The 17,728-nt window shown below is 66.4% G+C and carries 18 protein-coding genes; 5 read left to right on the plus strand and 13 right to left on the minus strand.

From position 1 onward, the window contains the following. On the plus strand, positions 1 to 362 hold a 362-nt coding region (locus ACIQ3R_RS05630), incomplete at its 5' end, for a hypothetical protein (protein WP_397416064.1). Between the two features lie 12 nt (positions 363 to 374). On the opposite strand, the gene ACIQ3R_RS05635 is transcribed toward ACIQ3R_RS05630, so the two are convergent. Both ACIQ3R_RS05635 and ACIQ3R_RS05640 read right to left on the minus strand, forming a co-directional pair. Further along, complete coding sequence (locus ACIQ3R_RS05635; RefSeq protein ID WP_397416066.1) at positions 375 to 1,250, minus strand: sterol desaturase family protein; 876 nt, start codon at positions 1,248 to 1,250, stop codon at positions 375 to 377. Then, positions 1,250 to 1,639, minus strand: coding sequence for a hypothetical protein (locus tag ACIQ3R_RS05640; protein ID WP_397416069.1), 390 nt, complete (start codon positions 1,637 to 1,639; stop codon positions 1,250 to 1,252). The genes ACIQ3R_RS05635 and ACIQ3R_RS05640 overlap by 1 nt, the downstream gene beginning before the upstream one ends. Positions 1,640 to 1,984: 345 nt before the next feature. On the opposite strand from ACIQ3R_RS05640, the gene ACIQ3R_RS05645 reads away from it, so the two are divergent. Together ACIQ3R_RS05645 and fliB are read left to right on the plus strand one after the other, a co-directional pair. Continuing rightward, positions 1,985 to 3,100, plus strand: coding sequence for a beta-ketoacyl-ACP synthase III (locus tag ACIQ3R_RS05645; RefSeq protein WP_397416071.1), 1,116 nt, complete (start codon positions 1,985 to 1,987; stop codon positions 3,098 to 3,100). Positions 3,101 to 3,133: 33 nt separating this feature from the next. Continuing rightward, the gene (gene fliB / locus ACIQ3R_RS05650; RefSeq protein ID WP_397416073.1) at positions 3,134 to 4,315 is read left to right on the plus strand and encodes a flagellin lysine-N-methylase; all 1,182 of its coding nucleotides are present in this window, start codon (positions 3,134 to 3,136) and stop codon (positions 4,313 to 4,315) included. Positions 4,316 to 4,319: 4 nt separating this feature from the next. Here the strand turns inward: fliB and ppdK are convergent, their stop codons facing one another. The 4 genes from ppdK to ACIQ3R_RS05670 form a co-directional block, all read right to left on the minus strand. Continuing rightward, a complete protein-coding gene (ppdK, locus tag ACIQ3R_RS05655) occupies positions 4,320 to 7,013 on the minus strand; it encodes a pyruvate, phosphate dikinase (protein WP_397416075.1) in 2,694 nt (897 codons plus the stop codon). Positions 7,014 to 7,054: 41 nt separating this feature from the next. Next, the gene (glyS, locus tag ACIQ3R_RS05660) at positions 7,055 to 9,325 is read right to left on the minus strand and encodes a glycine--tRNA ligase subunit beta (RefSeq protein WP_397416077.1); all 2,271 of its coding nucleotides are present in this window, start codon (positions 9,323 to 9,325) and stop codon (positions 7,055 to 7,057) included. A 2-nt stretch (positions 9,326 to 9,327) separates the two neighbouring features. Beyond that, positions 9,328 to 10,212, minus strand: a complete 885-nt coding sequence (locus ACIQ3R_RS05665; RefSeq protein ID WP_397416079.1) for a glycine--tRNA ligase subunit alpha — start codon at positions 10,210 to 10,212, stop codon at positions 9,328 to 9,330. A gap of 147 nt (positions 10,213 to 10,359) precedes the next feature. Next, on the minus strand, positions 10,360 to 10,944 hold the full coding sequence (locus ACIQ3R_RS05670) for a fasciclin domain-containing protein (RefSeq protein WP_397416081.1): 585 nt from the start codon (positions 10,942 to 10,944) through the stop codon (positions 10,360 to 10,362). Positions 10,945 to 11,276: 332 nt separating this feature from the next. On the opposite strand from ACIQ3R_RS05670, the gene ACIQ3R_RS05675 reads away from it, so the two are divergent. Together ACIQ3R_RS05675 and ACIQ3R_RS05680 are read left to right on the plus strand one after the other, a co-directional pair. Beyond that, complete coding sequence (locus ACIQ3R_RS05675) at positions 11,277 to 11,615, plus strand: P-II family nitrogen regulator (protein WP_397416084.1); 339 nt, start codon at positions 11,277 to 11,279, stop codon at positions 11,613 to 11,615. Positions 11,616 to 11,633: 18 nt separating this feature from the next. Continuing rightward, positions 11,634 to 13,172: an ammonium transporter gene (locus tag ACIQ3R_RS05680; RefSeq protein WP_397416086.1), complete on the plus strand. Its 1,539-nt coding sequence runs from the start codon at positions 11,634 to 11,636 to the stop codon at positions 13,170 to 13,172. A 354-nt stretch (positions 13,173 to 13,526) separates the two neighbouring features. On the opposite strand, the gene tatC is transcribed toward ACIQ3R_RS05680, so the two are convergent. From tatC to ACIQ3R_RS05715, 7 genes are all read right to left on the minus strand, one after another. Beyond that, a complete protein-coding gene (gene tatC / locus ACIQ3R_RS05685) occupies positions 13,527 to 14,414 on the minus strand; it encodes a twin-arginine translocase subunit TatC (RefSeq protein WP_397416088.1) in 888 nt (295 codons plus the stop codon). After that, entirely contained in the window at positions 14,411 to 14,905 is a 495-nt protein-coding gene (tatB, locus tag ACIQ3R_RS05690) for a Sec-independent protein translocase protein TatB (protein ID WP_397416090.1), read from the minus strand. The genes tatC and tatB overlap by 4 nt, the downstream gene beginning before the upstream one ends. Positions 14,906 to 14,976: 71 nt before the next feature. Next, the gene (locus tag ACIQ3R_RS05695; RefSeq protein ID WP_397416092.1) at positions 14,977 to 15,180 is read right to left on the minus strand and encodes a twin-arginine translocase TatA/TatE family subunit; all 204 of its coding nucleotides are present in this window, start codon (positions 15,178 to 15,180) and stop codon (positions 14,977 to 14,979) included. A 110-nt stretch (positions 15,181 to 15,290) separates the two neighbouring features. Beyond that, a complete protein-coding gene (scpB, locus tag ACIQ3R_RS05700; protein ID WP_397416094.1) occupies positions 15,291 to 15,929 on the minus strand; it encodes an SMC-Scp complex subunit ScpB in 639 nt (212 codons plus the stop codon). Continuing rightward, a complete protein-coding gene (locus tag ACIQ3R_RS05705) occupies positions 15,926 to 16,735 on the minus strand; it encodes a segregation and condensation protein A (protein WP_397416096.1) in 810 nt (269 codons plus the stop codon). Before ACIQ3R_RS05705 ends, scpB begins: the two co-directional genes overlap by 4 nt. Then, entirely contained in the window at positions 16,732 to 17,511 is a 780-nt protein-coding gene (locus ACIQ3R_RS05710) for an SPOR domain-containing protein (RefSeq protein WP_397416098.1), read from the minus strand. The genes ACIQ3R_RS05705 and ACIQ3R_RS05710 overlap by 4 nt, the downstream gene beginning before the upstream one ends. 115 nt (positions 17,512 to 17,626) lie before the next feature. Then, on the minus strand, positions 17,627 to 17,728 hold a 102-nt coding region (locus tag ACIQ3R_RS05715; RefSeq protein WP_397416099.1), incomplete at its 5' end, for a hypothetical protein.

Here is a 17,728-nt window from a genome sequence, read left to right on the forward strand (position 1 = left end):
GCCAGCTCCGCTGGATGACCGGCGTCCGCGCGCCGCGCACCCACCGGCTGAAACCCGGCGATCCGCCGCCCGCCCCGGACGCCAACCGCCCCACCAACGTCGCGTTCAAGCTCTTCAAGACCGAGTACGATCCTGAGACCGGCCTGCTGCGCAGCGTGTCCTATGTGCCGAGCCTGCAGGGCGGCCCGCCCCAGCTGGTGCGGGCCGGCGAGTGGTACCGGCCCCGTTACCCCGTGGTGGACCCCATCCCCGATCACTATCCCCAACACGTCAAGCCGATCGAAGACCTGACGTCCGGCTCCGGCGAAGCGGCCGCGACCCCCCTGTCCCGACCCGGCTACGACGATGATCGCTGGGTCTGAGGCGTGGCGCCCCTACCCCACCCCCGCCCGGTCCTTGATCATGGCGCTGGTCTCCCGCGCCCCGTCGTGGCTCCAGCCGGGCGGGCCGAAGATATAGCCGAGCGCATGGCGCGGGTGGCGCGCCACATCGCCGGCCATGGCGATCCACTCGTGGAACGCCACCCGCAGGATGTTGAAGGTGCCCAGGTTCTTCACCACGCCATAGCGGCACGGCTCATCGTCCAGTTCCGGCTGGAAGGTGCCGAACATCTTGTCCCAGATGATCAGGATGCCGGCATAGTTTCGGTCGAGATAGATCGGGTTACGCGCGTGGTGGACCCGGTGATGCGAGGGCGTGTTGAACACCGCCTCGAACCAGCGCGGCATGCGGCCGATGGCCTCGGTGTGGATCCAGTACTGGTAGACGAGGCTGATCCCCTTCTGGATCGCGATCATCGCCGGCGGGAAGCCCAGCCAGGCCAGCGGCAGCCAGAGCAGCCAGGTTCCCGCGATCCCGCCGGTCCAGGTCTGCCGAAGCGCGGTGGAGAGATTGTAGTGCTGGCTGGTGTGGTGGTTCACATGCGCCGCCCACCAGAACCGCCGCTCGTGGCTCACCCGGTGGAAGACGTAATAGGTCAGGTCCTCCAGGAAGAAGATCACCACCCAGGCCCAGACCGCCGTCATCGGGATGTCGAACAGCCGGTGCTCGTAGAGCGTCAGCATCGCCGCCGCCGCCAGACCCGCCGTGGCCAGGCCGGCCGGACCCGACATCAGCCCCATGGTCAGCGACACCGCCGTGTCGCGGGGCTCATAGGTAGCCTTGGCCATGCGCAGCCGCGCCAGCACGATCTCGGCCAGGATGGTCAGGATAAAGAGCGGCGTCGCCATCGCGACGGGATCGAAATTCATCAGGCGGCGAGGTCCTTGGGCGGCCAGGACGGCAGGGCGATCACCGCCCGCGGGGCCGCGATATCCGACAGGTCGATCGACAGGCGGCCGCCCCGGAACGTCGCCGAGACCGCCTGGCCCCAGGGAATCTGCCGCGCCACGAACCCGTCGCCCACCCGGCACAGCACCAGCGCCAGTCCGCCGGACCGCGCCAGCGCGCCGCAGCCGTCCGAGCCGATCCAGATGCCGTCGATAGCCCGGTTGGGGAACTCTTCGGCCAGCAGCTCCCGCGCGCGGTGCTCATCCAGCGGGCCCGCGGGCCGGGCGATCTTGGCCCAGGCCGCCACCAGCACCAGCACGCCGACGGCCGCCGCCGACAGCGCCAGCTGTGTGAAGAAGGCCGGATCCAAGACGCGCTGCTCCCCAGGTCTCGCCAGGACCGTGGGCCGCGCCCGCGGCTCGGTCAAGGCGCGGCCGGGGAGACGTCCGGATTTCGCAATCGGGATGCCTGATCCTGAAATCCCAAGTCATCCCGGCCGGAAGCCCGCGATCAGCGGGCTGGAGAGCCGGGACCCAGTCGCAGGGCCGGAGGGGCTGGATCCCGGCTCGGCCTTTCAGGCCGTCCGGGATGACCGGGCCAGGGGGATCGATTGCCCGGGGTGGATCCAAGTTCAGAGCCCTGGCCAAACCCCGCGTGACGCACGGGCTGAGCGTGCTATCAGTCGCGCCGAATTTCCTCGCAAGGACCTGCCCGCATGACTGCTGCGGTGATCGCCGCCACGGGGCTCCATACCCCGCCCAACAGCCTCTCCAACGCCGAACTGGTGGAGACGTTCAACGCCTATGTGGCGCGCTTCAATGAGACCAACGCCCAGGCCATCGCGGCCGGCGAGGTCGCCGCGCTTACGCCCTCCTCGGTCGAATTCATCGAGAAGGCGTCGGGCATCAAGAGCCGGTTCGTGATCGACAAGTCCGGCCTCATCGACCCGGAGCGCATGGCGCCCAACATCCCGGAGCGCCCCAACGACGAGATCTCCGTCCTGGCCGAGATCGCCGTCGAGGCGGCCAAGCAGGCCATCGCCCGCTGGGGCAAGGATGTCAGCCGAATCGACGCGGTGATCTGCGCCGCCTCCAACATGCAGCGGGCCTATCCGGCCATGGCCATCGAGGTGCAGCAGGCGCTGGGCATCGAGGGCTTCGCCTTCGACATGAACGTGGCCTGTTCGTCGGCCACCTTCGGCATCAAGACCGCCGCCGACTTCGTCACCTCGGGCTCCGCGCGGGCGGTGCTGATGGTCAATCCGGAGATCTGCTCGGGCCACCTCAACTTCCGCGACCGCGACAGCCACTTCATCTTCGGCGATGTCGCCACCGCCGTGATCATCGAGCGCGCGGAAGACGCCGTCGGCGGCTGGGAGATCATCGGAACCCAGCTCAAGACCCAGTTTTCCAACAACATCCGCAACAACTTCGGCTTCCTCAACCGCGCGGCGCCCGAAGGCGTCGGCGCGGCCGACAAGCTGTTCGTGCAGGAGGGCCGCAAGGTCTTCCGCGAGGTGGTGCCGATGGTCTCCGAAATGATCGTCGAACACGCCGCGGAGCTGGGTCTCGACCCCAGCCGCCTGAAGCGCATGTGGCTGCACCAGGCCAACATCAACATGAACGTCATGATCGGGAAGCGCGTGCTGGGCCGCGAGCCGACGCCCGAGGAGAACGTCATCATTCTCGACGAGTACGCCAACACCTCCTCCGCCGGCTCGATCATCGCCTTCCACAAGGCCAATGACGATTTCGCACCGGGCGAGACCGGCCTGATCTGCTCCTTCGGCGCCGGCTATTCGGCGGGCACGGTGTTCGTGCGGAAGCGGTAGCGCGTCGGAGGATTCAGAGGTCCGGAGGGCGGCTTGGCGCAAGAGACCCCGATCACGTCGCCGAAGTTCATGACGGACTTCCGGTGCGCCGGCGGCGCCTGTCCCGAGACCTGCTGCTCCAGCTTTCTGGTCGATGTCGATAGAGCCACCTTTCGGGCCTACATGGCGGTCAAGGCGCCCGACCTCGGCGACCAGCTGAAGCGCCATGTGAAGAAGCGCGGCAATGAACGGACCGACAGCAGCTACGCCCGCATCCAGCTGACCCCGGCCGGCGCCTGCCCGTTCCTCGACGACGAGCGGCTCTGTTCGATCCAGAAGCGCCTGGGCGAGAGCGGGCTGTCCGAGACCTGCCGCTCGTTCCCCCGGGAGCGCTGGACGCGGGACGGCCGGGACTATATGGGCGGCAAGCTATCCTGCCCCGAGGCCGCGCGGCTTTGCCTCGCCGCTCCAGACGCGATGACCCTCTCGGACGCCGGCGACGCCGAACCCACGGTGCGCGGGGTCGTCGTGGCCGCGATCGAGGCGGCGGCGCGGGACCGCGACCTGCCCATCTGGAAAGCCATCCTGTTCGCCGGCGTCATCACCGAAACGTTCCTGCCTGAAGGCCAAGCCGAGGCCGCGGCCGACGCCAAGTTGCGACAGACCATCGAAGACTACGCGGCGGAGACACGGCAGGCGCTCCTGGAGGAAGACTTCGCCCTCGGCGACCAGGCGCTCACTCAGCTCAAGATCCTGGCCGCGGTCGCCCTCTCCGCCGCGGCCAAGTGCAATCCGAACCTCAATCGCTTTCCGGCGATCTCGCAGCGCGCCATCGGCGCCATCCTGGAAGGGGCGGAGGGCTTTGACAGCGCGCGGGCGCGTTACGGCGCGCTCTACCGGGAACGCTTCAAGCCGTTCGACGATGCGCATGACCATGCGCTGCGGAACTACGTGTTGAACTATCTCTATGTGAACCGGACCTTCCTTTCCGGTCCGATCCTGCCGCAGTTCCAGACACTCGCAGTGAAGTTCGGCGTGATCCGGCTGCTGCTGGTCGGACTGTCCGGCGTCCAGCCCGATGGCCTCGACATCGACGACTACGCCGCCGTCGTTTCAGCCGCCTCCCGAATCCTGGATCACGATGCGTCCGTTAGCGCCGAGATCAGCGCGGCGCTCGACGCTGTAGAGCCGCGATCCGCATCCCTCGCCATCCGGATGGTGATCCCACCCGCCTGATGGCCTAGCGATCCTTTTCGCGCTCCCCAATGGCCGCCTGGGCGGCGGCCAACCTCGCGATCGGCACGCGGTAGGGTGAGCAGCTCACATAGTCCAGGCCAACGGCTTCGCAGAACTGGATCGAGGCCGGATCGCCGCCGTGTTCGCCGCAGATGCCGAGCTTGACGTCCGGACGCGCGGCCCGGCCACGCTCGGCGGCGATCTTGATCAGGTCGCCTACGCCCTCCTGGTCCAGGCTGACGAAGGGGTCCTTATCGAAGATCCCCTTCTCAATGTACGTGTTCACGAAACGCCCGGAGTCGTCCCGGCTGATCCCGAAGGTGGTCTGGGTCAGATCGTTGGTCCCGAACGAGAAGAACTCGGCGTGCTCAGCCAGGTCGCCGGCCCGGATCGCCGCACGCGGCAGCTCCACCATGGTGCCAACCATGTACTCAATCGCCACGCCCTTCTCGGACAGCACCTCTTTTGCTGTTCGATCCGTCAGTTGCCGCAGGAACCGCATCTCCTCTCCCTTGGCGACCAGGGGATGCATGATCTCCGGGATGGGGGCAGGCCGCCCTTCGGCCGCCACCTCGCAGGCCGCCTCGATGATGGCGCGCACCTGCATCTCGTAGATCTCCGGATAGGAGACCCCCAGGCGGCACCCGCGGTGGCCCAGCATCGGGTTCACTTCGTGCAACTCCTGCGCCCGGCGCAGCAGCTTCGCGGCATCCAACCCCGTCGCTTCCGCCACCGCCCGCACGTCGTCTTCGTTGTGCGGCAGGAACTCGTGCAGCGGCGGGTCCAGCAGCCGGATGGTCACCGGCAGGCCCTCCATGATCTTGAACAGTTCCACGAAGTCGCGCCGCTGCATCGGCAGGATCTTGGCCAGCGCCGTCTTCCGCCCGATCACATCATCCGCCAGGATCATCTCGCGCACGGCGGCGATCCGCGCCGGATCGAAGAACATGTGCTCGGTCCGGCAGAGCCCGATGCCCTCGGCTCCAAACTGCCGTGCGGTCGAGGCGTCGAGCGCCGTCTCCGCATTAGCCCGCACCTTGAGCCGCCGCACGCTGTCGGCCCAGCCTATCAGGAGGCCGAAGTCACCGGAGAGCTCCGGCTCGATCATCTTCACGGCGCCCGAGAGCACCTCGCCGGTCGAGCCGTCAATGGTGACGACATCATACGCCCGGATGGTCTTGCCCCGCGCATGGAACTCGCCGGCCCGTGCGTCGATGTGAATCTCTCCGGCGCCCGACACGCAGGGCCGACCCATCCCGCGCGCCACAACGGCGGCATGGCTGGTCATGCCTCCCCTAGCCGTCACGATACCGCGCGCGGCGTCCATGCCGCGAATGTCCTCAGGGCTGGTCTCTTCACGGACCAGAATCACCGCCTCACCGGCGTTGCCCAGCTTTTCGGCCTCCTCGGCCGTGAAGACCACCTTGCCGGTGGCGGCGCCCGGGCTGGCCGGCAGGCCCGTGGCGATGACGTCGCGCGGGCTGACCGGATCAATGGTCGGGTGCAGCAGTTGATCGAGGCTGGCGGGATCCACCCGCATCACCGCTTCCTCCTTGGTGATCAACCCCTCAGAGGCCAAGTCCACCGCCACCTTGAGCGCCGCCTTGGCGGTGCGCTTCCCGTTGCGGGTCTGCAGCATGTAAAGCCGGCCCTGCTCGACCGTGAATTCGATGTCCTGCATGTCACGGTAGTGCCGCTCCAGCCGGCCGACCACTTCCTTGAACTGCGCGAACACCTCCGGAAGCGCTTCTTCCATAGATGGATTGGCGTCACCCATCTCTTCGCGGGCCACCTTGGTCAGGGGTTGCGGCGTGCGGATGCCGGCGACCACGTCTTCGCCCTGGGCGTTTATCAAGAACTCGCCATAGAGGCGGTTGTCGCCGGTCGAGGGATTGCGCGTGAACGCCACGCCCGTCGCAGAGCCGTCGCCCATATTGCCGAACACCATCGACTGGATGTTTACCGCCGTGCCCCAACTCTCGGGGATATCGTGCATGCGCCGATAGAATTTCGCCCGATCGTTCATCCAGCTGGCGAACACAGCGCCAACGGCGCCCCACAGTTGGTCCATCGGATCCTGTGGGAAAGGCTCCCCCCGTTCCCGTTCGACCAGCGCCTTGTACTCGCTGACCACAGCCTCCCAGTCGTCGGCTGACAGCCCGGTGTCGACATAGATCTCGAGGCGATCCTTGTGATCGTCGAGGATCTCTTCGAAATTGTGGTGGTCGATATCCAGCACCACGTTGGAGTACATCTGGATGAAGCGTCGATAGCTGTCGAAGGCAAAGCGCCGGTCGCCGGAAAGCTTTGCCAGACCCTCCACCGTCTGGTCGTTCAGGCCCAGATTGAGCACAGTGTCCATCATGCCGGGCATCGAGGCCCGAGCGCCCGAGCGCACCGAAACCAGCAGCGGGTTGGCCGCGTCGCCAAAGCGCTTGCCGGTGATCTGCTCAATTTTGGCCAGTCCCGCCGCCACCTGGTCCTTCAAGTCCTCCGGATAGCTGCGCTCATTGGCATAGAAGTGGGTGCAGGCTTCGGTAGTCACCGTGAACCCCGGCGGCACAGGCAGGCCCAACGACGACATCTCCGCCAGATTGGCGCCCTTGCCGCCCAACAGGTCCTTCATCGAAGCGTCGCCGTCGGCCGCGCCACCGCCAAAGGCATAGACCCAGCGCGTCCTGACCGTCTGATCCGACATCTTCCGTCTCTACTTTCTTTCCGACCGAGCGCGGTCGGCGCCTATCCCGTCACCTGGGCAAAGTCAGCCACCTGCCCCATCGCGTCACGCACCTGGGCCAGCAAACGCAGCCGGTTCGCACGCTCCTCGGATACATCGGAATTTACTAACACCTTGTCGAAGAACGCATCGACCGGCCCGCGCAGGCGCGCCAGCCCGCTCATGGCGGCTGCGAAGTCCTCGGCGACCAACGCGGCGTCCAGATCCGACTCGAGCGCTTCGACGGCAGCGATCAGTTCGATCTCCTCGGTCGGCGCCGCCGCCATGCGGATAGCCTGTCCGTCGGGCAGCGCGCCCTTTTTCTCTTCGGCCTTCAGGATGTTCACCGCCCGCCGATAGCCGGCCAGCAGGTTCGCGCCATCGTCAGTCTTGAGAAACGCTTCCAGCGCCGCCACCCGCGCCACCACCCGCACCAGATCGTCGTCGCCCAGTGCGAAAACTGCCGACACCAGATCATGTCGCCGTCCGCGATCCTTCAGCCAGACAGCCAGGCGGTCAGCGAAAAAGGCAGTCACCTCGGCCATCACGGCGTCGTAGGGGCGGAAGGCAAAATGCACCTCACCGGCCGGCGGCTCCCGCTCCAACCGGTCGAATACCAGGTCCACGTCCTGGTCCATCGCAACGACCTGGGGCGAACCCTGCAGCAGAGCCTCATCGAACTCTCGCAGGTAGGTCTCGAACTCGCGGCTCTTGGCCCGCCCGCGCGCGCCGAGGTGCGCGGTCAGCTTGTCGGTTGAAACCCAAAGCGCCCGGCCAGGATCCACATAGCAGCGCAGGGAGCGATACCATTCCGCCACCGCCGCCTTGAGCGGCACGCGCAACTCCGAGCCCAACACGATGCGGATCACGCCCAGCGCAGCCCGGCGCAGGGCGAACGGATCACGCGAACCCGTCGGCTTCTCGCCGATCGCATAGAAGGCGCAAAGCGTGTCCAGTTTCTCGGCCAGCGCCACCGCCATGGTCACCGGCCGGTCCGGAACCTCATCTGATGCGCCGACAGGCCGGTAGTGGTCACGGATCGCCTCAGCGACCAGCGGCGAAAGGCCCTGGGCCTCGGCGTAGTAGCCGCCCATAACGCCTTGAAGCTCCGGAAATTCGCCGACCACGCCGCTGGCAAGATCCGCCTTGGCGAGCCGCCCGGCCTGGGCGGCCTTGGCCGCATCGGCGCCTGTAAGAGGCGCCAGGCCGCTCGCCAGCATTTCCAGCCGCTCGACGCGATCAAACATCGTACCGAGCTTTGCGTGGAAGGTCACGCCCTTCAGCGTCTCCAGGCGATCCTCAAGTCGGAGTTTGCGGTCTTCGGTCCAGAAGAAGCGCGCGTCCGCCAATCGGGCCGAAAGCACCTTGGCGTTGCCCTTGGCGATGGTTTCGCCGCAATCGCTCGCGGCGATGTTGGCCACCGTCACGAAGTGCGGCGCGAGCTTGCCGGAGCGCGGATCACGCACCGCGAAAAAGCGTTGATGAACCCGCATAGATGTGCGGATCACCTCGGGCGGCAGGTCCAGGAACCCCGGATCCATTTCGCCTATGACCGGCACGGGCCATTCCACCAAGCCCGCGACTTCGTCCAGCAGCCCCTGGTCCTCGACCAGCTCCAGCCCCCGCGCGAAGCAGAGGGTGCGCGCCGCGTCCAGGATGCGATCCTTCCGCTCCTGTGGGTCCAGCACCACGAAGTGCCTTTCCAGCTTCTCGGCGTAGGCATCGAAGTCCTTCACCTTGAACGACTGGCCCGACCCCATGAAGCGGTGGCCGACCGTCACGTCGCCGCTCGCCAGTCCTTCGATCTGGAACGGAACCACCTCGCCGTCGAACACGCACAAAACCCGACGCAACGGCCGGACCCAGCGCATGCGGCTGACGCCCGAGGTCATGGACTTAGGCCAGGGAAAATCCGCCACGATGGCCGGAACGATCTGGGCGACGATTTCCGAAGTCGCACGCCCGCGCCGTTTCAGAGTCGCGAACCAGACTCCATCGCGCTCCACCAGGTCAGACTTCGCAAGGCCGCTCTTGCGCAGAAACCCGTCCAGCGCCTGCTCTGGCGCGTTGGTTCTCGGGCCCTTGAGCTCTTCATCCCGGTCGGCTTGCGCCACCGGAAGCCCCTCGGCGACCAGGGTTAGACGACGCGAACCGGCGAAGGTCTTAAGCGCCTCGGGCAGCAGGCCTTCCGCCGCCAGACGTTCACGCATCATCCGCTCAAGGTCGCGCGCGGCCCCAGCTTGCATGCGCGCGGGGATCTCTTCGGAGAGGAGTTCGAGCAGAAGTTGCGACATGATCAGGCGTTCCCGCCCTGGCTTGCAACCCAGGCCTCGGCGCACATTTTGGTCAGGTCGCGGACCCGGCCGATATAGCTCTGCCGCTCGGCCACGGCGATCGCACCGCGCGCGTCCATAATGTTGAACAGGTGGCTGGCCTTCAGCACGTGATCGTAGGCCGGAAGCGCGAGGGGCTGTCCTTGACGCCCGCGTCGGGCGAGAATCTTCGGAACCTCGCGCTCCATGTCTTCGAACTGGCGCTTCAACACCGCCACGTCGGCCGCCTCCAGCTCGTAGGCCGAGAACTGCTGCTCATTGGCCAGATAGATGTCGCCGTAAGTGAACTCGTCATTGAAGGCGAGATCGTAGACGTTGTCCTTGTCCTGCAGATAGAGGCTCAGCCGCTCCAGTCCGATGGTCAGCTCCCCGGCCACCGGGAACACGTCGAGCCCGCCCACCTGCTGGAAATAGGTGTACTGGGTGATCTCCATCCCATCGCACCAGACTTCCCAGCCCAGGCCCCAGGCCCCGACGGTCGGGTTTTCCCAGTCATCCTCGACGAAGCGGATGTCATGCAGACGCGGGTCTATGCCGATTGCTTCCAGGCAGCCCAGATAGAGCTCCTGCAGGTTCTCCGGGTTAGGCTTCAAGATCACCTGGTACTGGTGATGCTGATGAAGGCGATTGGGATTCTCGCCATAGCGCCCGTCCGCAGGCCGTCGCGACGGCTGCACATAGGCCACCTTCCATGGCTTGGGGCCCAGCGTGCGCAGCACCGTCATCGGCGACAGCGTGCCCGCCCCCACCTCCACGTCATAGGGTTGGAGGATCGCGCAACCCTGACGGCTCCAATAGTCATGGAGCTTCAGGATCAGGCCCTGAAACGAGAGCGGTTTGTCGGGCATGATCGGGGCGGTTGTTCGTGGGGGCAAAAAAGACGGCGGACCATAGAGCGCGTTCGGCAAAAGGGGAATCCGTTTCGCCGCGAGCCCGCCCAACTGGTCCAGTATTATGAACGCCCGTACGCGCCTCAGCGCGCGCGCAGTGCTGGTTCAGGGCGTGGCAGTTGTCGGAGCGGGCGCAGGCGCGGGTTCCGCCGGCGGGTCTACCGCCCCCTCGCCATGGATAAGCACCTTGTCCACAACGTGCAGAAGGCCGCTTCCCGTGCGGACGTCAGCCTGGATTATCTTGGCGCCGTCCACCTTCAGGGCGCCAGCCTCATCGCTGCCATCGATCAGGATGGTGTCGCCCGCGCCCGACGGCACCTGACCCTTGGCGCCCTTGATACGCACGGACTCGAATGGTGCGTTGATCACATGGTGCAGAACGAACCGTTGCATCGCCGCCTTATCGGCCTGCAAGCGCGCCAGTTCTCCGGCAGGCATCGCAGCAAAGGCCGCGTCGGTCGGCGCAAACACCGTCAAATTCTTATTGGTCCGAAGCAACCCGGCGAGGTTCGTCGCGTCGATGCCCGCCACCAGGGTTGTGAACTGGCCCGAAAGCTTGAGCGTATCGACCAGGTCACCCTGCACCACCACGGTCTTGGTGGCAGAGGCGGACGAGTCCTGCGCCGCCAGGGGCGTGGCGCCCATCGAGGCGATGAGGACGGCGGACAGCAATAGGCGGATCGGCGACATCGGGACTCCGAGGAAAGGCGGCAGCCAGGAACAGGCCAGAGAACTAGGCCCGGATGGCGTCGGATTTACGACCCCGCACCACGACGTCAAGCACCGACATTAACGACTGGCCGGTTCACCGTGCATAATAACTAGGCGCCCCGCGTCTGGATCGCCCAACCCTTGAGCGATCGATCACAGTTTGCCTCTATCCTGGGCGCCATTGTCGGGCGCGGTCGCTGTCCGTCTTAACCTCTGCGCGAGTGTCGGCGGGAACTGCCGTGCGCGGCGACACTCGGCGTTTAACAAAAGGGGCTGGGCCCGCCCTCAGGGCCGGAAGCGGGAGCGAGCGGATGAAACTCATCATGGCGATCGTCAAACCCTTCAAGCTGGACGACGTGCGCGAAGCGCTTGTCTCGGCCGGCGTGGAGGGCCTGACGGTCTCGGAGGTCAAAGGATATGGCCGTCAAAAAGGGCAGACCGAGATTTATCGGGGCGCCGAGTATCAGATCAATTTTCTGCCCAAGGTGAAGCTGGAGGCGGTGGTCGATGACACCGCGGCCGCCAGGGCGGTCGAAGCGATCAAGGCGGCCGCGGCCACCGGCAAGATCGGCGACGGCAAGATCTTCGTCCTCGACGTCTCGGAAGCCGTGCGCATCCGGACAGGCGAGACCGGCGCAGCAGCGCTTTAAGTACAAGGGGATATGTACATGAACCTGTTTGGAAAACAGCGACTTACCGGGCTAATGCTCGCGGTCGCCGTGACCGGCGCCGCTCTGGCGCCCGTCGCCTTCGCCCAGGAGGCGGCGCCCGCGCAGGCGACCGCCCCCGCCGCAACACCGGAAGCGACGGCGCCCGCCGTCGAAGCGGCGCCGGCTCCGGCCGAAGCCGCAGCGCCCGCTGAGGAAGAGGCTGCGCCGCCTTCGCCGGACAAGGGCGACACCACCTGGATGCTCACCTCGACAGTTCTCGTCCTGCTGATGATCCTGCCCGGTCTCGCACTGTTCTATGGCGGCCTGGTCCGCCAGAAGAACATGCTCTCCATGTTGATGCAGGTGTCGATCGTCACCGTCATCGGGATGATGGCGTGGGCCTTCTGGGGCTACTCGCTCGCCTTCACCGATGGCGGCGGCCTCAACAAGTTCATCGGCGGCACGAGCAAGCTCTTCCTGAGCGGCGCGGTGTTCAACGCCGAGGGGGCCTTCACAAATGTGGAGACCTTCTCAAACGGCGTCGTGATCCCGGAAGTGGTGTTCGTCTGCTTCCAGATGACCTTCGCCTGCATCACCGCCGCCCTGGTTCTGGGCGGCGTCGCCGAGCGGATGAAATTCGCGGCGGTGGTGGCTTTCGCGGTGCTGTGGCCGCTGCTCTCCTACTATCCCATGGCGCACATGGTGTGGTGGTGGGCCGGCGCGACCTCGGCCTTTGGTCAGACGGCGGACGCTCTGGCGGCCGGCGCCGGTCAAATCTGGGCCTTCGGTGCGCTCGACTTCGCAGGCGGCACGGTGGTGCACATCAACGCCGGCGTCGCGGCCCTGGTCGGCGCGCTGATCCTTGGCCCCCGCAAGGGCTATCAGTCCCAGCCGATGCCGCCTCATTCCCTCACGCTGACCCTGGTCGGCGCGGGATTGCTGTGGGTGGGCTGGTTCGGCTTTAACGCCGGCTCCAACCTGGAGGCTAACGGCTACGCTGGTCTGGCGATGATCAACACGCTCTTGGCCACGGCCGCGGCGGGCTTCTCCTGGGCGATGACCGAGTGGGTTATCCGCAAGAAGGCCTCCATGCTGGGCTTGGCCTCAGGTCTTGTGGCCGGCCTCGTGGCAGTCACGCCGGCCGCCGGCTTTGCCGGCCCGGTGGGCTCGATCATCCTGGGCCTTATCGTCAGCCCGATTTGCGTGATGTTCTGCTCGACCGTGAAGAACGTGCTCAAGTACGACGACAGCTTGGACGCCTTCGGCATTCACGCGGTCGGCGGAATCGTCGGCGCCATCGGCACCGGCATCCTGGTCAATCCAGCCCTAGGCGGCGCGGGCGTGGTGGACTTCACCAACGGCAGCGTCGGCTACGATGCGGCCTTCCAGATCACGGCCCAGCTCAAGGCCGTCGCCTTGGCGGTCACCTGGTCGGCCGTGGCCAGCGCCATCGTCTTCCTACTGATCAAGTACACGATCGGCGTGAAAGTCTCGGCCGACACGGAAGAAGAAGGCCTCGACATCGCCGAGCACGGCGAACGGGCCTACGGACACTGATCTCAAGTCCTTTGGTAAGCGTACGAGCGGGGGCCCTCAGGGGCCCCCGTTTTCGTTTGGGGAGATGCCGAAACCCCTCTTCCTTCTAGCGGGCGCAGGTGGACCGCAATTCGCGGCGATTGAAGATGCCTCGGGCTAAGGGCGGGTCGTCGCCGCTTATCTCTCCGGAGGTCGCGGGGCCCAGGCAGAGTTAGCGGAGATGATCAGTCTCTCTGCGTCACCTCGGCGCTGTGCGGCAGGCTAGGCGCCTGCAACGCCCTCGCCATCAGAATTGAGACGGCCCTCTAGCCCCAATAGCGTCGAACAGGGGTAGCGCCTGAGCGTCAGGCGAATGAGGGGCCAGCCGCCGCCCCCTCAGCTCACCACCACATCCGTGCCGGCCTTGGCGTCGTCCTTGGCGCGGCCGCGTTCGATCAGCTTCACGCAGCCGATTGAGATGAAATACAAGGCGATGATCGGCGCCGCGAGCAGCAGCTGGCTGATCGGATCCGGCGGCGTGACGATGGCCGCCACCACGATCACGGCGAACACCGCATATCGCCAGCCCTTCCACAGCATGGCCGAGTTCACGATGCCGGCCAGGCCCAGGAGCGTCAGCACCACCGGCAGCTGAAAGCACAGGCCAAAGGCCAGCAGGAGCGTCGTCACCAGCGTCAGATAGTCCGACACCTTGGGCAGCAACTCCACCGCCACACCGGCCGTCAGGATCTGCTGCGAAAGCGAGAACCACAGCACAAAAGGTAGGATCAGGTAGTAGACCAACGCCCCGCCCAGGCAGAACAGCACCGGCGCAGCCAGAAGAAACGGCAGGAACGCCCGCCGCTCACGCTTGTAGAGCCCCGGCGCCACGAAGCCATAGACCTGACCGGCCAGTACGGGGAAGCTCACCACGATGGCGCCGAACCCGGCCAGCTTCAGCTTGGTGAAGAAGAACTCCAGGGGCGCGGTGAACATCAGCCGCAGCTCGGTCGTCGCCGACGGCGCCTCCTTCAACCCCACCAGTACGAAGAACAGGTCGAACGGTCCTCCGCCGCTTCCGGACTTCGAGGCGACATATATGCTCGTCGCCATTTTGAAGGGGTAGAGCAGCACGTAATAGAGCGTCTCGGCGAAGGCGAAGCAGAGAATGAACCCCGCCACGATCGCCAGCACACAGATGATCAGCCGCCGCCGCAACTCGATCAGGTGATCCAGCAGTGGAGCGCGCGAGGCCTCGATTTCAGTGTCGTCGTCCAGGCTCACGAGGCGGCCTCGGCGGCCTTGCGACGACGCCGCGGCGGCGGCGCGGGGTCAGTCGTCTCGACAGCCGCCTTGGGCTTTCTGGCGCGCGGCTTGCGCGGCGTTGGGGGCTCGCCGTCTCCGATCTCGATCGGCGGAACCTCGGCGGACGGCGGCGTGTCGAACTGGTAGCTCATCGGCGGATGAAGCTGCACGCCCACATCGGCCATAGACTGTTCGATATCACCGACCGTCTCGCGCATCGCCCGGTCATGCTCGGCAATGTCGGCGAACTGTCCGCGCCGCATCGCCTCAACTTCCTTGCGCAGTTCGTCCAGTTCAGACTGACGCGCCATTTCATCAAAGCTGGCCCGGAATTCCGCCGCCATGCCGCGCAGCTTGGCCATGAACTGGCCGAACCGGCGGAGCAGCACGGGAAGATCCTTCGGGCCGACGACGATCAACGCCACGATAGCGATAACCACCAGTTCGGACATGCCGATTTCGGGAAGCATCCGGCTCGCCTAACGAGAAGCGCCGGCCGCATCAAGGCGGGCCGGCGCGAATGATCGTTCTGTCCTAAAGATCAGGTCCGTCCGACGTCTTTCTCGTCTTTCGGCAGCGGCGTCTTGGCCTGCTCCGGGGCGTCTTCCCCCTTGAGACCGTCGCGGAACGCCCGGATGCCCTTGGCGGTGTCGCCCATCAGGCTCGAGATCTTGCCCCGCCCGCCGAACAAGAGCGCCGCAGCGATGACGATCGCCAGGATGTGCCAGATACTGAGAGCGCCCATGCGCTTTGGCTCCTTAGGTTCGCGCCCCGGGCGCGGTGCGCCTGAGACACGATGAGGTTGGAAAACAATATAGGCCTTCGCGTGGCCTGGGGCCAACGCGTTCCGCACGATCAGGGCGGATTGCCAAGGAAGTCGATGTGAAACTCCGGCGAGTCGGGATCCAGCAGGTCTTCTTCCGACCCTGGCTGGGTAGGATCGGGCACGACGAAGTCCGCCGGCAGGTCCAGAGAGAGAAGCCCGGCGGTCTTCATTTCCGAGACGCCCGGAAGGTCCGCCAGCGAGGTAAGCCCATAGTGCTCAAGGAAGGCGTCGGTCGTACCATAGGTCACCGGCCGGCCCGGCGAGCGACGCCGGCCCCGCATCCGCACCAGGTCAAGCTCCAGCAGAACGTCCAGCGTGCCCCGGCTGGCCTGCACGCCACGCACTGCTTCGATCTCCGCCCGGGTTACGGGCTGATGATAGGCGATGATAGCCAGAGTCTCTTGGGCGGCGCGCGACAGGCGTCGCGGCTCCTCCCGCTCTTCGGTCAAGAGCCAGGCCAGATCCGCAGCGGTCTGAAACCGCCAGCCGCCCGCCACGCAGACAAGTTCCACGCCGCGACCGGCATAGATTGTCTCCAGCACCGCAAGACCGGCCGGAACGTCGGCCCCTTCGGGCAGCCGCGCCGCCAACTCCTCGACCCTCAATGGCCCGGCGGCGGCGAACAACAGCGCCTCGATCTCGCGCGCGGTGTGGATCGGATCGGTCACGGGCCGGCCTGCGGGGTCCGGGCGCGCAGATAGATGTCGGCAAAGGCCTCAAGCTGGCGGGCCTCCAAAGCGCCGTCCTTCACCAGCTCCAACCCCGCCGAAAGCGTCGACGCGAGGAACGACGCCCGACTCGGTCCCACGCCGCCTGAACCCGGCGGTGCGACCAACGCCAACGACGTCCACTCGTCCAGGTCTGGCAACAGTCGCTTCAACCGATCCCGCGCCTCGTCCAGCGCATAGGCCTGCGGTGGCGGCGGCGTATAGGTCCGCTCCGCCTCGCGACGGCGCTGGCCGATATAGGCGCTCATCAGGTCGTAGAGATTTCCCGCGACCCGGCCCGACGGTATCACCCGGATCGCCTCCGGATCGCCTCGCCCGAACACGTCGCGCCCCAGCCTGGGCCGTGCGGCTAGCGCCTCGGCGGCTTCCCGCATGGCGCCCAGCTTGGCAAGCCGGAACGCCAGCCGCTGCGCAACCTCCTCAGCCGGGGCCTCGTCGCCGGCGGGTCGCTCGGCGCGCGGCAACAAGAGGCGCGACTTCAAGTAGGCCAGCCAAGCCGCCATTACCAGATAGTCCGCCGCCAGAGCGAACTGCTCGCGCCGCACCCGCTGCACGAACTTCAGATACTGGTCCGCCAGCCGCGTGACCGACAGCGTCAGCAGGTCCACCTTCTGCGCCCGCGCCAGCGCTAGCAGCACGTATAGCGGCCCCTCATAGCCCTCCAGATCGACGATCAGCGCCTCGCCGTCGTCAGCAGCCAGCGCGGCGGCGGTGAAATCCAGACTGGGCTGATAGCCCCGGCTCACCGGACGAAGCAGCTCTTTCCGGCCGTCTGCAGGCGGGCGCAGAAGGCTTGAGCGTCCGCGCGGCTGGCGAAGCCGGTGACAAAGGTGCGGTAGAGCGCACCACCCTCGATTTTCTCCACGGCCTTGCCCTTACCGGCCGCCAGCCCTGGCGCGGCCGCCACCGCGTCGTTCCAGGCCCTGTCGGCCAGGGCGGGCGATGAGACCGCGCCGACCTGCACACGTGCGCCGCCCGCCGTCGCGACCTGCTTGGGCGCTTCGGTCTTAGTCGCGGGCGGCGGCGCGGCTTTAGTTGGCGCTGTCTTAGGTGGGTCGGCCTTGGGGGGCGGCGCCTTGGCGATAGACGCGGCTGCCGGAGCGGGAATCGCCGGCTTGATCGCCGGCGTCGCAACCGGTGCGGCCGGCTGGACAACGGGCGCCGGCCTTGGCGCCGGGGTTTCCGGCGGCGGCGCGAACTTCGGCTCGGCCGGGGCAGCGGCGGGGTCGCCCTCCTTGTAGATCTGCAGGCCCGCTGCGGGATCAACGGGCTGAGCGCTTGCGGGGGCCGCTTCGCGGATATCGGTCACCGCCTCGCCAACGGTGCGCGGCGCATCACCGGCCTGACGCACGCCGGACTGATAGAAGTACACAATCGCGGCTACCAATCCGGCGAGCACCAGCACGCTCAGGATTAGAGTCAACGGCAACGGTCGCGACCCCCGCGTCGGCTGACGCGGATCAAAACTCAGCGGCGCGTCGCCGTGGGGCGGAGTGTAGGCGCCACGCTCGGGGTCAGACATCGCGGAGGCTCCGGCGGCTAGCGGCGCGAATCGCACGCAGTCCCTGTGACATTACCCAAGGTCCGACCGCGCGGCGCGCACTCCGCCGCACGAAATCTGTGGGTGGTTGGTCGTCTCAGTTCCACACATCAAGGTGAAACAGCTTGCGGTGCTCCTCGATGGCGAACCGGTCCGTCATTCCGGCGATGTAGTCGCAAACCACCCTTGCCCGCCCGGC

The organism is Phenylobacterium sp. (assembly GCF_044371015.1).
Classification (GTDB): domain Bacteria; phylum Pseudomonadota; class Alphaproteobacteria; order Caulobacterales; family Caulobacteraceae; genus Phenylobacterium.